27 protein-coding genes and 1 pseudogene are annotated in these 22,129 nt (G+C 37.0%); 21 read left to right on the forward strand and 7 right to left on the reverse strand.

What is annotated here, in order from left to right:
- Nucleotides 1-251 precede the first annotated feature (251 nt).
- Both LGO15_RS03090 and LGO15_RS03095 read right to left on the reverse strand, forming a co-directional pair.
- Nucleotides 252-500 (reverse strand): hypothetical protein, encoded by a 249-nt coding sequence (locus LGO15_RS03090; RefSeq protein WP_226086701.1) that lies wholly within the window; start codon nucleotides 498-500, stop codon nucleotides 252-254.
- Nucleotides 501-512: 12 nt separating this feature from the next.
- Entirely contained in the window at nucleotides 513-746 is a 234-nt protein-coding gene (locus tag LGO15_RS03095) for a helix-turn-helix domain-containing protein (RefSeq protein ID WP_226086702.1), read from the reverse strand.
- Between the two features lie 445 nt (nucleotides 747-1,191).
- Here LGO15_RS03095 and LGO15_RS03100 point away from each other — a divergent pair, with 445 nt between their 5' ends.
- From LGO15_RS03100 to LGO15_RS03140, 9 genes are all read left to right on the forward strand, one after another.
- Nucleotides 1,192-2,019 carry a hypothetical protein gene (locus tag LGO15_RS03100; RefSeq protein WP_226086703.1) on the forward strand — a complete coding sequence of 276 codons (828 nt, stop codon included), beginning with the start codon at nucleotides 1,192-1,194 and terminating at the stop codon, nucleotides 2,017-2,019.
- 376 nt (nucleotides 2,020-2,395) lie between these two features.
- Nucleotides 2,396-3,634, forward strand: coding sequence for a hypothetical protein (locus LGO15_RS03105; RefSeq protein WP_226086704.1), 1,239 nt, complete (start codon nucleotides 2,396-2,398; stop codon nucleotides 3,632-3,634).
- Between the two features lie 9 nt (nucleotides 3,635-3,643).
- Entirely contained in the window at nucleotides 3,644-4,426 is a 783-nt protein-coding gene (locus tag LGO15_RS03110) for a hypothetical protein (RefSeq protein ID WP_226086705.1), read from the forward strand.
- Nucleotides 4,416-4,934 (forward strand): DUF5381 family protein, encoded by a 519-nt coding sequence (locus LGO15_RS03115; RefSeq protein WP_226086706.1) that lies wholly within the window; start codon nucleotides 4,416-4,418, stop codon nucleotides 4,932-4,934. Before LGO15_RS03110 ends, LGO15_RS03115 begins: the two co-directional genes overlap by 11 nt.
- Before the next feature lie 69 nt (nucleotides 4,935-5,003).
- Entirely contained in the window at nucleotides 5,004-5,510 is a 507-nt protein-coding gene (locus LGO15_RS03120) for a DUF5381 family protein (protein WP_226086707.1), read from the forward strand.
- 233 nt (nucleotides 5,511-5,743) lie between these two features.
- Nucleotides 5,744-6,172, forward strand: coding sequence for a DUF5381 family protein (locus tag LGO15_RS03125; protein ID WP_226086708.1), 429 nt, complete (start codon nucleotides 5,744-5,746; stop codon nucleotides 6,170-6,172).
- 257 nt (nucleotides 6,173-6,429) lie between these two features.
- The gene (locus LGO15_RS03130; RefSeq protein ID WP_226086709.1) at nucleotides 6,430-6,894 is read left to right on the forward strand and encodes a hypothetical protein; all 465 of its coding nucleotides are present in this window, start codon (nucleotides 6,430-6,432) and stop codon (nucleotides 6,892-6,894) included.
- A gap of 520 nt (nucleotides 6,895-7,414) precedes the next feature.
- Nucleotides 7,415-7,798, forward strand: a complete 384-nt coding sequence (locus LGO15_RS03135) for a hypothetical protein (RefSeq protein ID WP_226086710.1) — start codon at nucleotides 7,415-7,417, stop codon at nucleotides 7,796-7,798.
- 98 nt (nucleotides 7,799-7,896) lie between these two features.
- Nucleotides 7,897-8,352: a hypothetical protein gene (locus LGO15_RS03140; protein WP_226086711.1), complete on the forward strand. Its 456-nt coding sequence runs from the start codon at nucleotides 7,897-7,899 to the stop codon at nucleotides 8,350-8,352.
- A gap of 485 nt (nucleotides 8,353-8,837) precedes the next feature.
- On the opposite strand, the gene LGO15_RS03145 is transcribed toward LGO15_RS03140, so the two are convergent.
- Nucleotides 8,838-9,083 (reverse strand): DUF2164 domain-containing protein, encoded by a 246-nt coding sequence (locus LGO15_RS03145; protein ID WP_167834195.1) that lies wholly within the window; start codon nucleotides 9,081-9,083, stop codon nucleotides 8,838-8,840.
- Nucleotides 9,084-9,365: 282 nt separating this feature from the next.
- On the opposite strand from LGO15_RS03145, the gene LGO15_RS03150 reads away from it, so the two are divergent.
- From LGO15_RS03150 to LGO15_RS03170, 5 genes and pseudogenes are all read left to right on the forward strand, one after another.
- Nucleotides 9,366-9,578, forward strand: coding sequence for a helix-turn-helix transcriptional regulator (locus LGO15_RS03150; RefSeq protein ID WP_167834194.1), 213 nt, complete (start codon nucleotides 9,366-9,368; stop codon nucleotides 9,576-9,578).
- Nucleotides 9,575-9,961, forward strand: a complete 387-nt coding sequence (locus LGO15_RS03155) for a hypothetical protein (protein ID WP_226086712.1) — start codon at nucleotides 9,575-9,577, stop codon at nucleotides 9,959-9,961. Before LGO15_RS03150 ends, LGO15_RS03155 begins: the two co-directional genes overlap by 4 nt.
- A gap of 81 nt (nucleotides 9,962-10,042) precedes the next feature.
- Nucleotides 10,043-10,330 (forward strand): annotated as a pseudogene (locus tag LGO15_RS03160) (SRPBCC family protein); the annotation flags it as partial.
- A gap of 87 nt (nucleotides 10,331-10,417) precedes the next feature.
- Nucleotides 10,418-10,876 (forward strand): hypothetical protein, encoded by a 459-nt coding sequence (locus tag LGO15_RS03165; protein ID WP_226086713.1) that lies wholly within the window; start codon nucleotides 10,418-10,420, stop codon nucleotides 10,874-10,876.
- Nucleotides 10,877-11,069: 193 nt separating this feature from the next.
- Nucleotides 11,070-11,471, forward strand: a complete 402-nt coding sequence (locus LGO15_RS03170; RefSeq protein ID WP_226086714.1) for a hypothetical protein — start codon at nucleotides 11,070-11,072, stop codon at nucleotides 11,469-11,471.
- 507 nt (nucleotides 11,472-11,978) lie between these two features.
- Here the strand turns inward: LGO15_RS03170 and LGO15_RS03175 are convergent.
- Complete coding sequence (locus LGO15_RS03175; RefSeq protein ID WP_226086715.1) at nucleotides 11,979-12,143, reverse strand: hypothetical protein; 165 nt, start codon at nucleotides 12,141-12,143, stop codon at nucleotides 11,979-11,981.
- Nucleotides 12,140-13,381 (reverse strand): helix-turn-helix transcriptional regulator, encoded by a 1,242-nt coding sequence (locus LGO15_RS03180; protein ID WP_226086716.1) that lies wholly within the window; start codon nucleotides 13,379-13,381, stop codon nucleotides 12,140-12,142. The genes LGO15_RS03175 and LGO15_RS03180 overlap by 4 nt, the downstream gene beginning before the upstream one ends.
- Before the next feature lie 119 nt (nucleotides 13,382-13,500).
- Here LGO15_RS03180 and LGO15_RS03185 point away from each other — a divergent pair, with 119 nt between their 5' ends.
- Both LGO15_RS03185 and LGO15_RS03190 read left to right on the forward strand, forming a co-directional pair.
- The gene (locus tag LGO15_RS03185) at nucleotides 13,501-14,346 is read left to right on the forward strand and encodes a hypothetical protein (protein ID WP_226086717.1); all 846 of its coding nucleotides are present in this window, start codon (nucleotides 13,501-13,503) and stop codon (nucleotides 14,344-14,346) included.
- 18 nt (nucleotides 14,347-14,364) lie between these two features.
- The gene (locus tag LGO15_RS03190; protein ID WP_226086718.1) at nucleotides 14,365-14,754 is read left to right on the forward strand and encodes a hypothetical protein; all 390 of its coding nucleotides are present in this window, start codon (nucleotides 14,365-14,367) and stop codon (nucleotides 14,752-14,754) included.
- Nucleotides 14,755-15,779: 1,025 nt separating this feature from the next.
- Here LGO15_RS03190 and LGO15_RS03195 read toward each other — a convergent pair.
- The gene (locus LGO15_RS03195; protein WP_226086719.1) at nucleotides 15,780-16,862 is read right to left on the reverse strand and encodes a nitric oxide synthase oxygenase; all 1,083 of its coding nucleotides are present in this window, start codon (nucleotides 16,860-16,862) and stop codon (nucleotides 15,780-15,782) included.
- 359 nt (nucleotides 16,863-17,221) lie between these two features.
- Here LGO15_RS03195 and LGO15_RS03200 point away from each other — a divergent pair, with 359 nt between their 5' ends.
- The 4 genes from LGO15_RS03200 to LGO15_RS03215 all read left to right on the forward strand — a co-directional run bounded on the left by LGO15_RS03200 (nucleotide 17,222) and on the right by LGO15_RS03215 (nucleotide 19,999).
- Complete coding sequence (locus tag LGO15_RS03200; RefSeq protein WP_226087806.1) at nucleotides 17,222-18,553, forward strand: CoA-disulfide reductase; 1,332 nt, start codon at nucleotides 17,222-17,224, stop codon at nucleotides 18,551-18,553.
- 373 nt (nucleotides 18,554-18,926) lie between these two features.
- Nucleotides 18,927-19,223 carry a nucleotidyltransferase family protein gene (locus LGO15_RS03205; RefSeq protein WP_226086720.1) on the forward strand — a complete coding sequence of 99 codons (297 nt, stop codon included), beginning with the start codon at nucleotides 18,927-18,929 and terminating at the stop codon, nucleotides 19,221-19,223.
- On the forward strand, nucleotides 19,216-19,554 hold the full coding sequence (locus tag LGO15_RS03210; RefSeq protein ID WP_226086721.1) for a HepT-like ribonuclease domain-containing protein: 339 nt from the start codon (nucleotides 19,216-19,218) through the stop codon (nucleotides 19,552-19,554). The genes LGO15_RS03205 and LGO15_RS03210 overlap by 8 nt, the downstream gene beginning before the upstream one ends.
- A gap of 94 nt (nucleotides 19,555-19,648) precedes the next feature.
- Nucleotides 19,649-19,999, forward strand: a complete 351-nt coding sequence (locus tag LGO15_RS03215; protein ID WP_226087807.1) for a DUF4937 domain-containing protein — start codon at nucleotides 19,649-19,651, stop codon at nucleotides 19,997-19,999.
- A gap of 85 nt (nucleotides 20,000-20,084) precedes the next feature.
- Here the strand turns inward: LGO15_RS03215 and LGO15_RS03220 are convergent, their stop codons facing one another.
- Nucleotides 20,085-20,897, reverse strand: coding sequence for an MBL fold metallo-hydrolase (locus LGO15_RS03220; RefSeq protein ID WP_226086722.1), 813 nt, complete (start codon nucleotides 20,895-20,897; stop codon nucleotides 20,085-20,087).
- A 448-nt stretch (nucleotides 20,898-21,345) separates the two neighbouring features.
- Between LGO15_RS03220 and LGO15_RS03225 the strand changes: the two genes are divergently transcribed.
- Nucleotides 21,346-22,119 (forward strand): FixH family protein, encoded by a 774-nt coding sequence (locus LGO15_RS03225; protein WP_226086723.1) that lies wholly within the window; start codon nucleotides 21,346-21,348, stop codon nucleotides 22,117-22,119.
- Nucleotides 22,120-22,129 lie beyond the last annotated feature (10 nt).

The following is a 22,129-nucleotide window of genomic DNA, read 5'->3' on the forward strand; positions in this document are numbered from 1 at the left end:
ACGCGAAAAGAGCTTATATATAAGAAATTACTCACAAGACTACTTGAGAAACCTTTGCTTCAATTTATATGAAAAAAGGTTTACATAAGGAAATGCGGGGATGGTTCTTCTGTTTCAGTAAATTGCATATTTTAACAATTTATGAACCGGAGGACCATGTGTTTTCTTAGGGGATATTTAGAAGGTTTTTATATCACATTCTGGGATTTTAATATTTTAAGATAGGGATGTTATTTTGTCTGCTTAGCTTCTTATTTGCGGTTAAATAATTCTGGGTATGCTTGTTTGTAAAGTAGGATCATTGCCTTTTTGGCTGCATGCTTTTTGCTTCTTGGGTGTGTGCCTGTGGAGGTGATGTCTCTGTATGGTGGTTGTTCGTCGCAAATATTTACGGTGACTAGATATTCGTTTGGATATTGGATTATTTCCATTTCTATTTCATCGCCGTATTCATTTTTAAATTGGGTTACATCCCAGGAGAGGTAGTAGTCTGCATTCATAATATTCACCTTTTATTCCTTATCATCTTCTATGTTTTCAATCTCTATGATTTTACGGATGTCTGTGATGTCAAGTGCTTCGCTAATTCTTTTGATGTGATCAAAGTGAATACTTTTTCTTTTATTGTTAGCCAGTTCGCTAAGTGTAGCATGACGAATGTCTGCTAATCGGGAAAGCTCTCGTAAAGAGATGCCATAATCATTTAGCAGTTTTTTTATATTGATATTCACCTGTTTCTCTGCCATAGCTAACACCCATTCCTAATCACTATAAGGCAAAGCTATCATCTTTAGTTGTGCAAAGTGGTACGCGTTTGAGTACCAATTTGTTTGTTTTTAAAAGAAATTTTGCGGTTAGGGAATAGATGCTGATTTAATTTTATTTGGAGATGCTGTCTTTCTGATTGAGAGGAAGATACGGGACATGGGTTGGGTCTCAAATAATAAATATTGATGTATACAATATGTAAGGACATAGAACGTTCTCATTCCCGGAAGTTGCTACAAGCCTATAAGCTTAAATAGTTGAAACCCAAAGACAACGATAAGCAGTTCACACTGCTTATCGTATTTTTTTTGCTCTAAAGTCTTCTATCTAACTGTTCACAAAACCGCCATAAACCTCAGCTCCCCACCCTGTCCTTTCCACCCTCCCATCCATATATAAAGGGTGAAAGGGTGGTGCATTAGCATGACAATTAAATCGGCGGTTATTGAGAGTTTTACGGAGTATTCACAGTTTGGTTCGTTGAAGGAGTTTAACAATCATTTTGAGATGTGGATGGCGGATAAGAAGCGTTTTTTCAGTAAGGGTGAGTTGATTGGTCTGAAGCGGCTGGCTCGTTTTGCTGCAAAGGTTCCTGGAGTGGCGAATGCCAAGATTGGGACGGTGCTGAAGGCGATTTATGAGGAGTATAGGGAGATGGGGATTTCCCGTTCTACTTTTAAGAGGATGATCTTGAAGGCTAGTGAGATTGGTATTTTCACTGTATATGAAACGGCGCGCAAGAACGGGTCACAGTCTAGCAACCTGTATGTATTCAATCGTTTCCCGATGAATGAACTACCGGATGGCGATCAATTGAGCCACCAATATAAAACTATCATTCCTTCTGAAACTAACATTAAAAAGAATAATAAACGTGAAGAAAAGGCTGCTGAAGAACAATCATTCAAAATCCAGGAATCAAAACCCGTTGCTGACCAAACACCTGAAAATTATCTTTTTGTCAGTGACCGGGTACCAAATGAATTCGTCAATCTTGTAAAATACTTTTTCCCAGCCGCAAAGTCAATCGAAGAATTCTGGCGAATGAGCATGGTCGCTGCCTACCGTAACAACTATGAACAAGAAGCAGATCTCCTGTTATCTGTTTCCCTTGACTCCTTCAAACAGCTCGTAAGGAAGTTGAAATCGAAGGTGGAAGTGAAGAATCCGATTGCTTATTTTACCGGGATTTTGAACAAGAAGTTCCAGGAGCGTTATTTTGAGGAGCTATATGATATGAAAGTCGGTTGAAACTCGGTAATCATATTCACGGGGGTCATTTCATTTCTTGAAAAGGGATGTTGTGCTGAGCGATTGGTAATCTGCCTATCCATACCAATCGAATTAATAATAAAAGATACATAGAACAGAACTGTTACTGTATGTCTATGCCGGAGAGGAACTGATTTTACACTGGTCAATTGGACTTTTGTTAAAAATCAAGTTTAGTCACCGAATCTATTGGGTAAAAAGACCTTGATTTCTAACTGGTTAAATCATCCTTTTAACCTATATTCAGGTAATGATATTTAATTAAAAAACGTTCTCAACTATAATGAAGTGTATGGAAAACTTCACCAACTCATTGGTGTTGTTTGTAAATTTTTTTAACGGGAAGTGAAGGTCCTTGTCTTCAAAAATTGTATTCAACATCAATGATATCAATAATTCCGTTTCAGGCTTGAGTCAAACGATTAGCAGGCTGCAAAGTTTCGAGAATAGGATTTCTGGAGTAAGAAGCAGCGTTGATCCGCGAATACTTGGACGCAATGGGATTAGCGGCCAGTTTCGGCGTGCTTCGGCTTCCACAGACCGAATCGAAATGCATATGAAGCAGCTGAAGTCTTTTACCATTCAATCCGCCGACCGTTATGCGAATTCGGAAAACCGGGTGAATCGCCAGGCAGACGCTGTCAATAAAGCGATTGAGGCGGCAAGGAAACAGATTGATGGGCACTTTGCCAGTAATTTATATGAAACGTACAATAATACTTATGGCAGATGGGTGGACTTCCTGCATGGTGCTCAATATTCTGCTGGTGCAGGACTCATGCACCTGCTTGGATTCAGGTTCGCGGATATTGATGGAGTACTGCGCAAGTTCCAGGTAGTCGATGATGTTTTACTGGGTAAAATGCGATTGCCTATGGCTAGCATAATTCATAGGATTGAAAGCTCTAAAATGAATATGCTTGCACGGTTGATGGTCAGTCCTACCAGAGCCTTTAGCAAAAAAACCTTATCTGAACTTATTTATAAGCGGGCGGCCAATTATTTTCCGAAAGATATAGCAGGCCTTAGCAACAGCGTTTCCAAGCTTATGGATGATGCCAAAAGCGGAACGATGCTTAATGCAGTGAAAAATAATGCGGGTAGTGTATTGAAAAACGGATTAAGACTTGGAAAATCAAATGCCGCACTGGCCGTACTGATAACAGCGGGAGCCGAGACAATTGGCGCAGGGATTAAAATTACCGAAAATTATAACATGTATAGCGGCGAGAAATTGAAAGAAGAAAACGCGAAAGTGGTAGGCAGTGCCGTATATAAAACGACGGTTGTTTCTGCAACCTCTGTCGCTGGAGCAGTAGCAGGCGGGGCTCTTCTAAGTGTGTTCGGCCCTGTAGGCACAGTTGTCGGTGCTTCTATCGGAGGGTTTGTAGGCAGCTGGGTTGGCGACAAGATTGCTGACAAAACTCCTGCATGGGTTGATAAAACAGCCCTGCATTTTAAAGATGGAATCCATAAAGGAACCGAGGCGATTGCTTCAGGTGTCAGCAAGGTAAAGGATGGTTTTAATAATGTAAAAGAACATGCTTCAGGCCTTTTGAGCGGAGCAAAATCAATCCTTGGATTTGGGGGCTAGGAGGGAAACATGGATAAAATTTCACTTTCTATTGAGGAATTAATTTATTGTTTTTACAGCGAAGGATATTTTGAGCAGGGGAATGCCTTGAAGCAGGTTTATTTTGGGGAACTGGACGATGAAAAAATGGATCTTTTGCTGCAAATCTCGACTCGTTCGCTTCTGTCGAAAGATCTCTTGATATACAAAAATCATAAGTTTACGCTAGTGGAAGAGCTGGCAGAGGTCATCTCCATGTTAAATTACTCAGACCAATCAATCAAAGCTTCCCGTCATGGGGAAGAAGGCGGGGAGGAGTCGGTTTCCTTCCATTTCAATGGAAAGACGGTCCTCCAGCATTCTCTGCTTTATGATGAGCAGGTACATGTTTTTGAAATAGTATCTGCAGAAATGGCGGGAGAGATCATATCTGGATTTTACCGAATAAGTAATCAAAGCAGTAGCAGCGGATTTGAAATAAGCCAGCCTGAATTCGAACAGATGCTGGACTCGCTGGAAGATAATCAAAAGCTCTTCGGTCTCCCTGTGATGGAGGGGGAAAAGCAGCAATTCTATCAAACACTGAAAACAACAAATGGCCAGTTAAATACGCTGCTATTTATGGAGTTCACTGAGCAAAAGGAACCAGTAGCAAAGAATGTGGTGTTATTTACAAACGATCGCAAGAATAACTGGATCATTGAAAAAAATGAGGATGCTTTTTATGTGAACCAGTGCGATAGCAGTAAAGTGGACCTATTAATCAAAGAAAATGTCATAGAGTCATTGGAAAAGGTGCCATATGGAAAATGAAATGCAAGAGAATAATATAAAAGTTTACGATGATCGAGTAGAGGTAGTTTACACCAGCGGAGGGGCAGGCTGTCTGTTGACTGCTGGCGGTATCATGTTCTTGGCATCCCTCTTCATCTTATTTTACATAGTTCCTACATCAGGGGTAGTAAGAGCATTTATAGGAGTGATAATTGGAGGCATTGGCTTCTTGTTTATCAGCACAATGTTGATAAAAGTGTTAAGAGCTATCCTAACCGGAAAGGCAGTATATACAGTTCAGGATGGATATTTTAAAGGGAAAAACAAGGCAGTCCGGATTGATGAAATCACAGATATGAAATGGGCTGGCAGTTCATTGAAGTATCTGGCAATCAAAACGACAAATAAAAAGACCGTCAAGTTATCTTCTTATAACCTTGTTCCTGAAGAGAAAGTGAACCAGGTGATTAATGATTATGTCGTTCCATATGCGACCCCAGAATTTAAGGAGAACTGGAATAAGCGTATGAGCAATAAAGGTGCATAACTTTATAGAAGCTTGCAGGCTAAAGCGATTAGCTCTGTAAGCTTTTCTTATGTGAAAGGTGAGCTTTATATGGAAGAACATAATGTAAAAGTTTCAGAAGGAAAGGTCGAGATCCTCTACACGAATCCAGGTGCCGGATGCATGGTGTCATCTGCGTTATTTGGTACATTGCTTTCCGCCTTTGTTTTGTTTGTTGTTGCGCCTGATTCCGGTTTCGTAAGAGGCTTTTTCAGTATCGTGATCGGATTGATCGGACTGATTTTTTCAGGATCCATTTTACTCAAGCTCATAAGTGTGATCCTTTCAGGCAAGACATTGTTAACGATTGAGTCTGGACTGTTAAAAGGTCGTAAAGATCATGTTCCAATCAATGAAATCAAAGATATCAAATGGGGCGGCTCCAGCTTAAAGTATCTTGTTGTCCAAACCACAAACAAAAAGAAAATCAAATTTCCTACGTATAACCTGGTAGGTGAAGAAAAGGTGAACCAGGTTATACAGGAATATCTAGTTCCTCATGCGACACCTGAATTAAAGTTGAATTGGGAAAAGCGCATGGGGAATAAAGGAGCCTGAGTGTGAGACTTAGGGACACAGGGACGGTATATTGTCCCATTCGGGAGTTGAAATAAGGAGCCTTTTGTTTCTTTTTCGTAATTGCTTTAGGAAGAAACTATGCTTCTAAATTAATCCAATAAAATGTCATATAGTCATTGGAAAAGGTGCCATATGGAAAATGAAATGCAAGAGAATAATATAAAAGTTTACGATGATCGAGTTGAAGTAGTCTATACCAGCGGAGGGGCAGGTTGTCTGTTGACTGGTGGCGGTATCATGCCCTCTTCATCTTATTTTACATAGTTCCTACATCAGGGGTAGTAAGAGCATTTATAGGAGTTATAATTGGGGGCATTGGCTTCTTGCTTATCAGCACAATGTTGATAAAAGTGTTAAGAGCTATCCTAACCGGTAAGGCAGTATACACGGTTCAGGATGGGTATTTTAAAGGAAAAAACAAGGCAGTTCGAATTGATGAAATCACAGATATGAAATGGACTGGCAGTTCATTGAAGTATCTCGCCATCAAAACGATAAACAAGAAGACAATCAAATTATCTTCTTACAATCTCGTTCCAGTAGAAAAAGTGAACAAGGTGATCGATGATTATGTAATTCCATATGCGATCCCAGAATTTAAGCAGAACTGGAATAAGCGTATGAGCAATAGAGGCGCATAAGATTATAGAAGCTTGCAGGCTAAAGCAATTAGCTCTGTAAGCTTTACTTCTATATGGATGTGAAAAGGCTAAGTAGGAAGCAGCTCATATATTAAAACTAAGTTGGTGAACAAACGTACTTAAATTTTTAGGGTGTGTTGATCTAAGGAAGGATTGCCGCCCTTTTTTAGGGGATTTTACATAAGGGCAGTTTAGTTCACTAAGGAATAACAAAAATAATGAGCATTTACTAAAAATAAGATTAAACGGAGGTTGAGATGCGAAAAGTTTATCTAGATAGAACCGAACTAATGGGAGCCATAAATATAAATTTAAAAGATACAGAGGTTATACCAGCAGGTACAACAATTTATCCTATGAGTGTTAATCATAAAAATGAGGAGTATCAAAAATATGCTAACGATTATGATATTCAATTTATCTTTGACGATGATATTCCACATATAGAATTTTATACGGTTCCATATGTAGATATTATGGCAAAAGATAGTAAAGGTGGGTTTATCGGAACTGTTGGTAAACAATGTGATTTGAAAAGTGACGCACCAATTTGTTATATCAATAGGCATTTAGAGTGCTTGATAATTTCTGTAAACGGAGAAGATTTTCTGAGTAACATAGGAACCTGGCAAGACAACTTGAAACCCTATGGTAAAATTACGGTTTATCGTTCGAAAGCAGAAGCAGAAATGGAACTAGAGTTTATCGATTTGCCTGTTTAAAAGTCCACCATCCTTATATATTCATATTCAACGAGAGTGTTGATGCGGAAGGGTTACACGCTTTTTTGCTGAACTACTTATTGAACAAACGAAGCAGGGATTTTTAAGAAGAAAGTGTATTTGTTTCAAAATAGATACATTTTACGCATTAAAAAAACTGCTATTTTCTAGCAGTCATAGATAATGCCCTACGGAGTAGAAGAATGTCTTGATGAATAGCATTACGTACTTGGTTATCGCTACAGTTTTTGAAATCTTCTTGTAGACGTCCAAGTTCTCTAATAAATAGTAAGTATTCATCCTTACTAAGCATAGTGTACTTACTCCTTTACATAGGAAAAAAACACTATGTCTGTACAGGCTAACACTTATACATAGTATTTACAACTTTAATGGTTCATTTAGGCTGCTAATGAGTTCGAAGACATTCTACCCAGTCTGGAGTCGAAATAGAACGGTGGTTTTAGTAGAAGAGCAAATCTATAAAAGGGCTTGGTTTGGCCCAATAAGGGGGAATTAGATGAAAAAGGTTGGATTTATACTAGGTATAGCATTAGGTATGATAGCTGTGTTCATATTTGTAAATAAATTATACTATCCCTCTCTTCCAATAGAGAATGTATCAGCAAAAGAAGCCATTGATCAACTAAAAGAATCGGAAAGTAAAATAGCAGAAATTGCAGTAGAAGGCGATTCTATTTGGTATATCACAAGAAGTGAGAACAAAGGTATATCGATTGCTGATGAAACGATCAAACAAATGATTGGTTCAAATGGATGGGAATTTAAAGAAAAAGATGGTGCTGGCCTGTTCTTTGAAAAAGACGGAAGGAGATTAATTGCCACCACTCAAATGTGGACTAGTAATTATGTTCTTGTTAAAATCCCAGGTGATTTTAAATAGTCAATAACGAGGGAGTTTAGTGAAAGAAAAAATAATGTTTATTTGAAAAATTTAGTTGAACTAAAAGGTCATAATAAGTTGAAAAAGGTGTGATCTTTGTGAAACAAACATTATTTTTCATCGCATTCATTTCTTTACCATTACTTTTGGGATTAGTTAAGGAAAAACAAGATGCGTGTCTTCTTTGTAAAGAATGCTACGATATAGCTTGGGATGATGGATATGGACTGGGATTGGCAACAGGGGAAATACGTGAAAGATATAGTATCGTTCGAACCCTTTTAAAAATGGGGAAAACAGACAAAGAAATCGTTCAAATGGCAACAACCAGCTATGTTGAGCTAAAAGACATAAAAAATCAGCTTAAAGAGTATAATGGTTTTTTTGAATTTGAAGTAACCAGGTTTGAACTTATCAGGACTCTATTAATAGAAGGCAAATCAAATGAAGAAATTGTCCAAAAAGCACATACCAGTTTTTATGAATTAGAGCAGGTTAAAAAACGACTTAAACAGTACAATGGAAAATTCAAATGGGAAGTGCGCGGGCAATAATCCAGGAAGGATTATTGCCCTATTTGTTGAATTCCTTATTAAACAAAAGAAGGAGAATAGTTAAAGAAGCTTTTTGAAAAGGAGTGGTGCGGTTTGAATGAAAGATTTAATAAAGAACAATTAATTAATTTAAGAATTAAGTGGAGTTTAATTTATCTTTTTACCTTGGTATTTCTGACTATTGCAATATACTTTATTGTTGATTCTATCTCATTTAAAGGGATATTTGATGAATTTGAACCAGTATGTATGCTACTTTCTCTAATAGCATCACATTTGATTACTACCAAGATCTTGAATAATCAATAGATTGCATTTGAACTAACTGGGTGCCTGGATTCAGAGCGGGTTAACCCATTTTTTTATAATATCCGTATTTAACATAAGAGGCAGTAATGTTTAATTAGCAAGTCACAGATGGGTAGTAGACTCCTTTAGTTCAACAAAAAGAGTGAATTAAAACATTAATTCACTCTAAATAAATTCTATCTTTTTATAGGACGTTCAAGGGTGAGTATCTCTTCTTCTATTGATGAAAACTGTTGTTCTAACACATGCTTGGCATCCAAAACAGCAACATTATAAAAATGAGGAGCAAGAGACTCTTTGAAAAAGTCTAAGACTCTTTCTGCAGCAAATTCAGTTAAATCTTCCCCTTTTTCCCTTGAAAAAAAATCTTGGATGTCAGCAATCATTAATTGTTGTTGTTCTTTCGTTAGTTTTATAAACATTCAAAAACACTCCTTTAAATAAATTTCATTTCTAACTATACAAGGAGGATATAATAAATTGCAGACTTAAAAAAATATTAATTTTATGTACAGTAAAGGTATTACGCAGTTCGAAGATGCTGTTCAGTCGAAAACATTAGAGTAAAGATGCAGGTTAGTGAAATAAACATGTAAATAAATATGGTAAGTGATGTGTAAAAAGTATTTGACACATCACTTACCTTGTTTTAACATTAAGGTGTAAAAAGTGTTTTACACTTTGGCGATTTGGTGGTGAAATTCATGGAAAATCTGATTAAAGAGTATCGAGAAAAGAAGGGGTTTTCACAAGGAAAGTTAGCTGAACTCTGTAGCGTGAGTAGGCAAACAATCAACGCTATTGAAAATAATAAATATGACCCAAGTTTGACGCTCGCATTTCAATTAGCAAATAGTTTAAGTGTGACTGTTGACCAACTTTTCTTATATGAATCGAAAGGGGATGTGAAAAAATGAGTAAGAAAGACCTTGTAGGTTTATTATTTTTAATTGCCATTACTATGTATTTTGGAGGAACATTACTAAGTTATATTGTGATAGATGGTGCAACATACGGTGTAACGGAGTTTCTTTTAATTATTGCTTTAGTAGTAGCTTGGGGACAGTTTTTTACATGGGGAACTCGAAAAGAAGTACAAAGAGATGAAATGGGCAAACAAATAATTAAGAGTAGTGCTTACGTTAGTTATTATGTTGTATTTTATTCCCTGTTAATACTTTGGGTTGTTGACTTCTTCTTTATTAGTAAAGGAGGAAACTTTTTATTATTTATTGCCTTATGCTTAGCGTATATAACTTATCCGATTATTCAGTTTGTATTAGTGAAAAAACATATATAATGATATCCTTATCTTCAGCTAACAGGTGCGTTGATCCAACAAGGATTAAGCACCTTTTTTGATGAATTCCTTATTGAACTAGCAATTCACTTTGGGATTAGACAAAGGCTGACTGCGAAAGTAACTATAATGGAAAAGCCTCATAAATTTGTGGATGTAATGATTAAAGGAGCTTTTCAATCCTTTGTTCATATTCACGAGTTTATCGAACAAACGGACGGAACAATGATGATCGATATATTTCAGTATAAGTCACCACTAGGTATATTTGGAACAGTTGCAGATAAGTTGTTTTTAGAGAAGTATATGAGTGTATTTATTGCAACTCGTGCAAAAGAATTGAAAAGGATAGCTGAGAATTTAGCTTAACATTACTCCTATTAAACAAACGAAGCAGGATAGTTGAAAAAGGTTTACAATTATTTGGTAAAGTAAACATAGAAGGGAGATAGATAAATGAAAAAATTTATAACAATATTTTTAATATTATTTATGTCTGCTGGTTGTTCAAATAAAGAAATGAAAACCATAAACCCAGATGAAATTACTTTTGGAATGCTTAAAATTCATAAAGATGGTACCCTTGTGAACAATATCAGGTTGATTGAAAATGAAAAATTGTTGAAGGAAGCTATTGAGACCTATAATAACGCTAAATTTCTATTAGTTGAGGAAGGGAAAAATGAAAATCAAGTAAGTATTGACCCTATTCCAACAGATGGAACTTTAGAGGAAGAATTTTCAGCATCTTACTTTACTATAAACGTCGAATCCTCGGGCAACGATTATTATATCGGCTACAAAGGGGATAACATCTTTAAAGTAATCGCTTCGGGAGATAGTTTTAAGAATAGCCCTTTAGAATACTTCGTTGAAAGTAAAAAGTTAAAGGAAATTATTATGGATAATGAATAAATTTTTAGCTTTCACTAACGGGTGCGTTGATCTAGAAGGATTAACCGCCTTTTTGTGAATTCCTTATTAAGCTAAGGGCAGGTTAGTTCATAAAAATAATACAAAAAATACCAATGCAGAGGACTGAATAATGTTATAATTTAATGATAAAATCGCCTTTATACATAATTGAATATAGAAAGGATATCATAAAATGAAAAGAATAATTTGTGGTTTAGTGGGAGTAGGAATCATGTCAGCAGGATTAATCTTCGGTAGTGGAACTATAGAAAAACAAGCGGAAGGTAGTGAAAAACCCAATATAGACGCATTGTTAGCTGAAAATGGATTTACAGCAGAACCACTGTCGAATGATGAAATGAAAGAAATGGATTTATATCTTGAAAAATACACAAAAAATTCTTCAATTGATAGAACTGTAATAGGAAAAGTGAAAAATCAGGAAAAGTCAAAGGTTATAGAAGTTGCCATATCACAAACATCTGGTATTCTTAGTGAAATTCAGGCTGGAAATCCAGAAGAAGCTGAAAAGGTTAGAAAAGAAAAGGGTTTGTCTTTCATTCCCATATATTTTAATCATGATTCGGATAAATAAAGTAAATCCCCTTTATTAATTTAAAGGGGATTTGTATTTAAGACGGATAATCTGTATTATGTGAAAAAATTCACTTGAACTATCGGGTAGCTAATCTTCAACATAGTGCTACTATAAAATAGGCTCGGAGCATAATTGCTCCGAGCTTTTATTGTGCTATTTTACTGCTAAAGTATCGGTTAATTCAACTACGAATTACCGTGCAAAAAGCTATGTTAATATAAATTTGTACTTCAAAAACGACCCCGTTATACTCAAGTAGCTACACTTGCAGACAAAGTATCCATATAAAAAACCCCCATAAAAGCCACATGCTGCTTTAGAGGCAACGTAGTGGATGTTTTATAGGGGGCAATTTCAAACGTTAAGTTTTTTTCAATGAGAAATGGCACAGAATTAATAATTTGACCTTGCTAATCCTTAACATCAACGATTCAGTCATTAAGGAAAATCTCTTCTCCAATAAGTTTTAAAGCTTTTTTATAGCCTTAGATTTCAATTCAATTCTTATGTTAAGACTTCTGGCACTTCAACTGGTTCATCATTATTTGGTGGTTTTATATCTGGGTCAGCATATAAGTTGTTATTATTGTTGTATGTTACTGTAAAGTTATTGGTTGTAATAGGGGTGAAAAGAATTAACATTGAAATAATCATTAAGACTTTCTTCAAATTACATCAGCCTCCAAAGCTAAACTTAGTTTTTCATAGCAAGAAAAAGCATGTTTATAAGAATTTTGCGCGCTATAGTGTACTGCTAACTCTTTAAGACAACTAATATATTCTTCTTTTAGATTGTGTTTCTTTAATAAAGGAATAATTTCTTTAATACGTTTGACAATATCCCCTGTATTTCCTCTTTTCAAAAAAACAACGTTGAAATATTCTAAAATTAATTCTTCCTTTTTTGTTTTTGTGTTATTAAGAAGATCATAATGTAAAGATTTAAATCTCTCATCAGCCCCTTTTAAAAAGAAACATTTTAACAATTTGAATTTGCTAGAAAAATTATAAATACTCATCTTATTCTTAAGTGAAATTGATTTATTTAAAAAATCCACTGCCAAATCCAGTGAGCCTTCCTCTAGGTGTATGGAACCTAAATTGTGATATACTCTGTGGCATTCTGAATAGTTTTTGATTTCACCTATTTCTAGAGCTTTAGAGCCATATTCTTTTGCAATCTCTAAATCCTTGTCTTCCCAGTGTATAACCATTAGTAAATTATAAATGTCAAAACTAACCTCCCAATTATGCGCGCTGAGACTATAACTAAGTGCTTTTTCCGCACTTTTAGCGGCTCTTATATAAAATTTTGAATAATATTCAAGAAGGGCGAGGTTATATAGTAAAAATGAATACTCTTTTGATGAATATGTTAGTTTAATTAGTTCGTTAAAGTACCTAAGGGAGTTATTATAATTTCCCTTATAGAAGTGCTTCTGGCCCTTATAATAATAAAAGCTTTTTATTAGGAGAGGATCTAGTGAACTAATCTTATCTATTTCATAAAAACTTAATTGATTTTCTTCTTCTATTGGATTTAATTTACATTTGTATTTATAACATGAGATTAACATTAAAAAGATGGTTTCTTGAAGAATATTATTTATAGGTTTCTGAGATAATTTGTCTACAGTTAATTTTGCATCTGGAGAACCAAGAATTAAGGAATCTAAAAGATTAACCAATAAGTCTTGGATTTCCGAATCAAATTTATTGTAATTAGTCAGATACCCCAACCTAACATTTAATCTTTCTGAAAGAGAGGCTAGAATCTCATCGGAAGGGTTAAATCTACCTCTCTCGATATTACTTAAATGAGTTGCAGATACGATTCCTCGACCTAGATCAGATAAGGAAAGCTTACTTCTTGTCCTAATATATTTAATTCTATTGCCAATCTTCAATACTAAACCTCCTTTTCATATATTTATAAAATACAAATTCTACCACCTATTATTTTATACCAAAAAATTCAAAAAATATATTACTATTTGATTATTCTGATAAAAGGAGATGATTAAAAGTGAAAAAAGTACTAATTTTGGTTTTTGTACTCTTGGTGTCCTTTACAACTAGTGCATTAGCAAGTTCAGTAGAGAACTCCGACAGCAAGAAGTGGAACGAAAAGCAGGTAAACAAAAGGTTGCTCCAACTTGGTTTAACAGAAGAACAAATTGGATATCTAAATTGGGAATCTAAGGTTGAGATTGCAAAGGACAAAGAAGCTAAGAAAGTATTGAATTTTTCAAGAAAAGCATATTCATTCGATGAGGAAACAGGTGAAGTCTCAGAGGCAACAGGGGAATTCTCAACTATGGCTTTAGTAGATGACATCTACTTAAATACCGTAGCCATCGATTACGGACAAAGCAATGGGCACCCTTATATAAAGATTGTTGGAGACTATAACTGGTCAAAAATGCCTTTTTATAGACTGCAAGATGGATTTGCACTTTCTTGGAGTGAGGGATGGTACGCTAAATCATGGGGCTTTACTAACAAACAAAAATATTGTTCCTGGACAAGTGGGGGAACATGTTATGATCCTTACTGGAAATCAACATCACACTCTACTCCATATGATCAGGATCGTTTAGCTGGTGTGGGTTGGAAATATGATATAACAGGTAATGCTTGGGATGCAACTGGTACTGCATATGTTTATCTAGAGGCTAACGATGAATCAAAAGTGAAAAGCACAACTTACTCTGGCTTTGCCAGCTGGTATGGACATGACAAATGGCAATCAGACCTTGGTATCTCAATCGGTCTACCAAAAGGTGCGGGAATAGCTGCAGGTGTAAGCTTTGGTGGGGAAGAATACGTAAAGGATAGTACATCTATTTATAATCCAGGTTTAACTTACTGATTGGAGGAATTTTAAAGTATGATAGACTTAATAAAAAAAATATCTATTTTTATTCTTCTAATATCAACAGTTCTTTTACCGTTTAATAGTCAGGCCAAAGCAAGTATTGATCCAGAATCTTGGCCATTAGAGGTTTACCTCTATACTGATAAATCTTCTTATGTTACTAGTGAAGTTGTTACTTGGAAGGTAAGTATCTCGGGGGGATCAACTACAGGCCCGAATTTTGATGTAAAGTTCACAGATAGTAGGGGGCATGCTGTTTGGGCATACGATTTAAAATCTTATACAACATCTTTTAGTATGGATTACCCTACATCGGGAAAAGTTACTGCTTATGTTACTGTTCATGGCGTAAACGGTCCAGTAACCGATAGCCATACAATAACAATTAAAACTAATCAGTAATTGAGAAGGCACCTAGAGTGCCTTCTTATTTTATCCTTTTGACTTTCAAGCATATTTTCATCAAACTTAGGCTAAATACTAACAAAGGAGGTTAAATGATGGAGAAATATAAACTTACGTTATTAATAGTAATAACTATAACTCTGTTATATATTGCTTTTATACTTACTGATATGTCTCAGAATTATGGTTATTAACTCGAAATTATTTAAAAACAAGCTGTGCAGGTTTGTGCAATAAGGTAAAACTTATTTTATAGTAGAATCGTAAACACTTCTAAAGGAGGAGTTACTTTGGAAGATGTCATCGGAACTTGGCTGCCATTATTGTTATCTACCGGTATCACTGTTGCCATTATTTAACGTTATAAAAGCTTTAAAAAAATAAAAATTAAGGAAACCTCGACTACTGTCTAGCCGAGGTTTCCTCTTGTACTAAAGGTGCAGTTTTGCATAATAATCATACATAGATATTTTAGGGGTTTTTTTGAGGTGATTTAAAAATGCGACCCTTTTTAAAAAAGTTTGTAGTTCTACCATTGATGTTTCTTATATCCTGCATTTTTGTTTATTCTACCGCTTTTTTTGACGGAAAAATGATCAAAACATATGACGAGTTAAAAGAGAGTTTCCCTATGTTTATAGGTTTTCCAATAGGATTTGTGGAGCTGACAGTAGTTAACATTGATCCGCCTTTACCTTATTTTTATGGAATAAGATGTTGTGGAACAGTATGGCATCAAGATAAGTTCTTACTTTCAGTTTTAATAGTATTCCTCTTTTTGTGCCTAATATATCTGGTTGCTTATTTTGTAATTTCAAGAGTAAAAAAGAACACTTCTAATTCCAACTAAAGTGCAGCATTCCTGTTATACATCTAAGTTTGTGAACAAATGTACTTAAACATAAGGGTGCATTACTTTAACAAAGAATACAAAAGAAAGGAGCTAGGATTTCAGTATCCGGCTCCTTTTTTATTGCTGGATAGTATGTGAAGAACCGTCCCCATGTCCCACATGTCCCTCATTAATAGGGTTTCTCCTGATAAAAATAATTGGGCTTTACGATTTCGTTTTCGTAGGATTTGTGGAAGATATGCGTCGTGGCAGGAGATACTGGTGGAATCAGCCATGTCCAGTCTCCTGTCAGGTCCCTTCCAGCTCCTTTTTCCTTTTCTTCGAAAACCGTGAACTGCATTCCCGCAGTATGGTGATCGACAATTGCCACTCTGTCTTCATTAAATGAATAGAGAACGCTGCTATTAAGTTCAATAAGGGCCCGGTCTTTCCATAAGGAAGCATTTTTCTTCCTATTCAATCCCATTCGATCTGCGATTCTTGGCAAAAGGTTGTAGCGGTTTTCATCTGCCAAATTTCGTGCGCCGATTTCTGTTCCCATATACCAGCCGTTGAATGGGGCGGCTGTATATTCAATTCCGCCAATTTCAAGCTTCATATCGGATATGAACGGAACGGCATACCATTTCAAGCCTAAATCCTCGAACCATTCAAATTCCTCATGGCGCAACGGGACCTCAAGCACTAAGCTCTCGGGTATGGGGTAGTATTTTGGCTGATTGCCGTCGACTTGAATAACCAATGGCAGGATATCAAAATCTGTTCCAGCCCCTGACCAGCCAAGTTGTTCACACGTTTTTGTAAAATCAATAGAGCTTGAATCACCGATGATACCAGTTTCCGTTTCATAACCTGCATACCGTACAAGCTGATGGTTCCAGATCCGGGCAGAATCCTTCTCGTTTTTTTTTGGTTTTAAAATGGTGATTGTCGGTCTGATCCTCCCCTGATTCGTTGCATATTCTATATGATGGAACAAGGCATGCTTTATTTCGTCTTCCTGTTGCAGGTCTCGAGCATCAAACACAGTCAAAGTATCCCAAAAAAGACGGCCGATGCAGCGGTTGCTATTCCTCCACGCCATTTTCGCACCATGTTCAAGTTCCTCAAAGGTATGTTCATAAGTCCCAGTTTGAGCAATTTCCTGTTTAATGAATTGAATTCTGCTTTCAATTTCCTGTTCCGATTTTTGCAGCTCTCCATAACAGTTCACTATAAATCTTTCCGCTTCGATGACCAACTGATTAACCAAGCTTGAATCCTCCTGTTACTGATGTCGTCATTATTTTAACATGAAGGCTGCATTATCAATAAATTTGTGGACTATGGGGAGGGGTCTCATGGCAAAATCGGCAACAAACTATTGTTTTTCCCAAAGAGGGATTTTGTAGAACCTATCTATTGATTTTTTTTCCTCTTACGGAAAGAAGGGAGTCTTCTCTTTTTGGAGAACTATTAGCGATAGGATTCTGAAATTGGGAAAACTAACATGAATTTACCGGTATTCGCGTACGGATTTTTTAGAACACTCTGATCCTAAAAATGATAAAACCCAATGTTTAAAACTGAATCATAAATGGATACACAAGGAGTGGAGGGATGAAGATGAAAATGAAAATACTTATTATTGGCGGCGATGCGGCGGGTATGAGCGCTGCCATGCAAATGGTCCGGAACAGTTCTGGACATGAAATCACTGTATTGGAAAAGGGTGGCGTGTATTCATACGGACAATGTGGCCTGCCTTATGTGATCAGCGGGAAGATTGAGTCCACAGATAAGTTAATCGCGCGCACTCAGTCTGATTTTAAAGAGAAGTACGGCATTGATGCTCGTGTATTTCATGAAGTCCAGAAGGTAGACGCAGAAAATAAAACGGTAAGCGGAATAAACCATAGCAATGGTGAGGCATTCAGCCTTGCCTTTGACCGCCTTCTGATTGCAACGGGTGTAAGCTCGGTCATTCCCAAGTGGGACGGTGTGACACTTCCAGGTATTTTCTCATTAAAGACCATCCCGGATGCAAAAGCAATCATGGATTATCTGGAAAGAGATATAAAGAATGTGACGGTGATTGGCGGCGGATACATTGGGCTTGAGATGGCCGAAAGTTTTGCGGAGCTCGGCAAGAAGGTCACCATCATTGAAAGAAATGAGCAATTAGCTAAAATCTTTGATCCAGACATGGCCGAACTGATCCACGAAGAAGCAGTAAAGCAAAACATTGTGTTGAAAATGGGTGAATCCGTGGAAGCATTTGGCGGAAGTGACCTTGTGAAATCGGTGAAAACCGATAAAGGGGAGTATGACACAGATTTGGTGCTAGTCGCTGTAGGTGTGAAGCCCAATACTTCCTTTTTAGAAGGAACAGGAATCAAAACCTTTGGAAATGGTGCGATCCAGGTAAATGCCTATATGCAAACAAGTGTGGAGGATATCTACGCAGCAGGAGATTGTGCCACCCAATATCACCGGGTAAAAGAGAAGGACGACCATGTCCCGTTAGGAACACATGCCAATAAGCAAGGACAAATCGCCGGATTGAACATGGTTGATGTACATAAAACCTTTAAAGGAATAGTCGGCACTTCGATTATTAAGTTTTTCGACTTAACCCTTGGCAGAACAGGGCTATCAGAAAAAGAGGCCAGCATGCTGAACATTCCATATGGCTCTGTAACCATCACAGCAAGGGATATCGCTGGTTATTATCCCGATGATAAAAAAATGAAATTGAAACTGGTCTATCATAAAGAGACACATAAGGTACTTGGCGGGCAAATCATTGGCGGAAATGGAGTCGATAAACGAATCGATGTCCTGGCGACGGCCTTATTCCATTCCATGACAACCGAAGAGCTGCTTGATTTAGATCTGGCATATGCTCCACCGTATAATGGCGTATGGGATCCTATTCAGCAAGCGGCTAGGAGAGTGGAGTAGGTTGAAATAGTAGAAATGAATACTGTCGACTGAAGAAAAAATACCATCTAGTTAGGCAGTGTTCAGTGTCTAGCTAGATTGTATCTTTATTGTGAATTATATAATCCGAAGATCTCTTTTTAATTCTTCATATTCTCTTAATGAATATTCACCTTCTAAACTAAAGATATTGTGTTTTTACTTCGCGCTCCATTTTACCCACCCTGAGGAATAGAGCAAGGGACAGCATTTCCGTCCTACTGTCTCAAGGGTGAATAATTTTTATCTGCAGAGATCTTGCGTAGTGCAAGGGTTTTTTCTTCCGTCTGGAGAATAAATAAAAAGAGGGATGTTATAATGTTGGTATGAATTATGAGGAAATGGCGGTGATAAGATGGTATCACAACAAGAAATCCTTCATGTATTCTCAAAAAATCTAAATACCTGGAGTGAAAAATACGGTGTTAAGCGAATTGGCCTGTTTGGTTCGTATAGCCGGGAAGAACAAAAAGATTCCAGTGATATTGATGTGATTGTTGAATTTAGTGATTCTCATTTATCCTTTGATAACTATATGGATTTGAAGTTTTACCTTGAAGATACATTTCAAAAACCAGTCGATCTCGTCATTATAAATGATATCAAGCCTGCCCTGAAGCCAAGCATTTTAAGGAGTGCCAAGTATGCATAGGGATCCGGAAATCTTTTTGGAGGATATACTAATCGCTGCTAATAAGGTGTTAAAGTATACAAAAGGGCTATCATATGATGATTTAATCGACAATGACTTAGTCTTAGACGCAGTGATTAAAAACATTTTAGTGATCGGAGAAGCAACGAAGAATATTCCAGATGAAATTAGAGAAGCTAATCCGCATATTGAGTGGAGAAAGATGGCAGGTATGAGGGATATAATGATACATGGTTATTTCTCCATCAATTATCAAATAGTTTGGGATGTTGTCCAAAATAAGATACCAACACTGAAAAAACAAGTGGAACAACTTTTAACAAAGCAATAGATTGGTTTTTCTGAAGCATAGGGAATTGCACCCTATGCTTCTGGTGTTTAAAGGATTTTTACCAGGACAGACAGACGATTCAAACACAGCATGAATTCTTGCCTTCTGGGTAAAGCCATCGATTTATCATCAGTTCATGAAGAAAGAACATGATAAGATCTTCATAGAATCAGGGCAAGGAAAAACGTACGATGCTATCTCCGTTGATTTTTTTGATATGGAACAACAGCCACAGCAGTTAGCTTCATTAGTGGAAAAGGCTGATGCCCTTAAAGCAGAAGTATTGGATACTACTCTGAGGATTTCAAAAGGAAGCAGCAGTGAAGAGCCAATCCTAACTGCCATTGCCAGCAGTATCTCTGGACATCCAGTATCTAGCCTTTCTGACAGAATCCAAGTCGAAGAAGCATGGAGGGTTTTTAGGAAGGATTCATCCACTTCTTGAATTTAACAATCTGGACTTTGAAGGGACGTACCAGGAGAAGCAAAGGGTACGTCGATTTGCTTCTCATCCTAAATCTTTATTTTTGCTATCCTCGTAAAATGGAGCTGACAATGTGGCGAGAGTCCCACTCTCCTCCGGAAAACTTTATGATCGGGTACTTTTTAGGAAAGAGTTGTTTACAAATCTCATTGGCAGATTCCCCTTTTTCATGAAGCATGATGACTTCATCTTGGATGGACAGCAGGTAATCAAGCTTGCGGGTTAGCGCAACACGTCCATTTTCTACATACCCTGCATGACTGCAAAACATCTCCTCAAAGTCATAGGTCAATACCCGTTTAATAGAGTCGATGATTTGCGGGATACTTTCGTCTGTCATCACCACCTTGGTGCGCTCCTGAACAAATAAATCACCTGTGAACAATTGACCTGTTTCTCGGTTTAAAAGTGCTTTATGGTCATGTGCATGGCCGGGGGTTTCGATGGCATCCCAGGTTGCGGTGTTGGAAGTGAATGTTTCAGGCATCGGCTGAGCGAGGAATGGCTTTCTTCGACCCCAGAAAAGCTGTCGGTAAAAAGGATAGTCCGCCTTCAAGGAGCAAGACTGAATGGAATTTTGATTTAAATAGATAGGATGCTGTGTTGATTTGGCGGCATAGGCGGCACAGCCAGTATGGTCTTCATGAAAATGGGTCAGCACGACCTGATGGAAATCCACCTCATCGATGAAGGCTTCAAAATACTTTTTCAAGGATTGTGCCCCGGTATCGATTAACACCCCATCCACGGCAAAACTATAAACATTCAAGGCCACACCCTGGAAACGAACTTTTCCATTCAAAAAGGTAACCCCGTTTTTCTCACCTTTCACTGCACTTTTTTTCAAAAGCAAATTCATCACACCCTCATCGTTAAATCTCCTGTTACGCTAACTATAACTCAAAACAGGTTAAGTAGAGTATCTATTAAAAATTATATTAACTTTTCATATTCAAGGATTAATATCAATCTTAGGTAGCGGTTAGATCTGATTCAATCTTAAACAAGCTGGCAGACAAAACTGCCAGCTTGTTTGGGGCAATATGGATACCCGCATAAAATGCCGTCTTTAAATGGTTTATACCTACAAGTATACTTCGCGATCCCTTTGCAAAAAAACTAACAAAAAAATAGCTTTAAAGAAATGTTAAACTTCAAACTAAAGTTCATTCTTTTCTCACACTTGCAGAATATGATTAAGGAGTTTGAAGCAGTGGAAACAGTAAAAACAAACGCAAACCCGATAAAAGCAAATCCACGAATTCTTAAAACTACAACTAACAAATTGATTGAACGGAGTGTTTAAAATGAAAAAATTTCTGATTCTATTCATTACTCTATTTTTTATTTTTATTACAGGATGCACCAATTCAGGATCGGATGTAAACAAAGAGGAAGAACCTGAATTATTGGAAGTGGACCTTATTGCTCCAGAAGATATTCCGGTAGGTGACGAAGTCGTTCTGGCGGCGGAAGTGACACAAGGGGAAGAAAAAGTGGAAGATGCTGATGAAGTCAAATTCGAAGTTCGCAAAGTTGGAGACGAGGATTCGGAAATGATTGAGGCAGCTCACAAAGGAAAAGGTATGTATGAAATAAAGAAAAGCTTTCAAGAAGATGGGGAGTATATGGTAACGGCTCATGTTACTGCAAGATCGATGCATAATATGCCAAGTGAAAAAATAACGGTTGGAAATCCTGCTGGAACTGGCAGTGAAACAGAGAATCAACATGATGAATCAACGGACTCCCACGAGACTGGGGAACCAGCAGAAGGTGACCACCATCATAGTCACGTATCAATTGACCTGGATACTAACCAAGATTTTAAAGTGAATCAGAAAGTGAATCTATCAGCTCAAATTAAAAACGATAATCAGCCTTTAACAGAAGCAGCAGTCCGATTCGAGATTTGGCATGGAGAGGATTCCGTCCATGAATTTGTCGAAGCGGCTGAAATGGAAAATGGTGTCTATCATTTTGAAAAAGTATTCCCGAAATCAGGTACTTATCATATAAAGGTTCATGTTGAAAAGGGTGAGATTCACGACCATCAAGAGGAAGAAATTACAGTGAATTAGTGAACAGAAA

Origin of the sequence: Mesobacillus sp. S13 (assembly GCF_020422885.1) — a bacterium.
Classification (GTDB): domain Bacteria; phylum Bacillota; class Bacilli; order Bacillales; family Cytobacillaceae; genus Mesobacillus; species Mesobacillus selenatarsenatis_A.

Coding starts and splice junctions, on each gene's coding strand:
- LGO15_RS03200 (WP_226087806.1), top strand. CDS start 17,222: ATGAAAATACTTATTATTGGCGGCGATGCGGCGGGTATGAGCGCTGCC.
- LGO15_RS03210 (WP_226086721.1), top strand. CDS start 19,216: ATGCATAGGGATCCGGAAATCTTTTTGGAGGATATACTAATCGCTGCT.
- LGO15_RS03145 (WP_167834195.1), bottom strand. CDS start 9,083: ATGTTTATAAAACTAACGAAAGAACAACAACAATTAATGATTGCTGAC.
- LGO15_RS03095 (WP_226086702.1), bottom strand. CDS start 746: ATGGCAGAGAAACAGGTGAATATCAATATAAAAAAACTGCTAAATGAT.
- LGO15_RS03100 (WP_226086703.1), top strand. CDS start 1,192: ATGACAATTAAATCGGCGGTTATTGAGAGTTTTACGGAGTATTCACAG.
- LGO15_RS03130 (WP_226086709.1), top strand. CDS start 6,430: ATGCGAAAAGTTTATCTAGATAGAACCGAACTAATGGGAGCCATAAAT.
- LGO15_RS03135 (WP_226086710.1), top strand. CDS start 7,415: ATGAAAAAGGTTGGATTTATACTAGGTATAGCATTAGGTATGATAGCT.
- LGO15_RS03120 (WP_226086707.1), top strand. CDS start 5,004: ATGGAAGAACATAATGTAAAAGTTTCAGAAGGAAAGGTCGAGATCCTC.
- LGO15_RS03190 (WP_226086718.1), top strand. CDS start 14,365: ATGATAGACTTAATAAAAAAAATATCTATTTTTATTCTTCTAATATCA.
- LGO15_RS03150 (WP_167834194.1), top strand. CDS start 9,366: ATGGAAAATCTGATTAAAGAGTATCGAGAAAAGAAGGGGTTTTCACAA.
- LGO15_RS03115 (WP_226086706.1), top strand. CDS start 4,416: ATGGAAAATGAAATGCAAGAGAATAATATAAAAGTTTACGATGATCGA.
- LGO15_RS03170 (WP_226086714.1), top strand. CDS start 11,070: ATGAAAAGAATAATTTGTGGTTTAGTGGGAGTAGGAATCATGTCAGCA.
- LGO15_RS03110 (WP_226086705.1), top strand. CDS start 3,644: ATGGATAAAATTTCACTTTCTATTGAGGAATTAATTTATTGTTTTTAC.
- LGO15_RS03155 (WP_226086712.1), top strand. CDS start 9,575: ATGAGTAAGAAAGACCTTGTAGGTTTATTATTTTTAATTGCCATTACT.
- LGO15_RS03090 (WP_226086701.1), bottom strand. CDS start 500: ATGAATGCAGACTACTACCTCTCCTGGGATGTAACCCAATTTAAAAAT.
- LGO15_RS03220 (WP_226086722.1), bottom strand. CDS start 20,897: ATGAATTTGCTTTTGAAAAAAAGTGCAGTGAAAGGTGAGAAAAACGGG.
- LGO15_RS03165 (WP_226086713.1), top strand. CDS start 10,418: ATGAAAAAATTTATAACAATATTTTTAATATTATTTATGTCTGCTGGT.
- LGO15_RS03225 (WP_226086723.1), top strand. CDS start 21,346: ATGAAAAAATTTCTGATTCTATTCATTACTCTATTTTTTATTTTTATT.
- LGO15_RS03205 (WP_226086720.1), top strand. CDS start 18,927: ATGGTATCACAACAAGAAATCCTTCATGTATTCTCAAAAAATCTAAAT.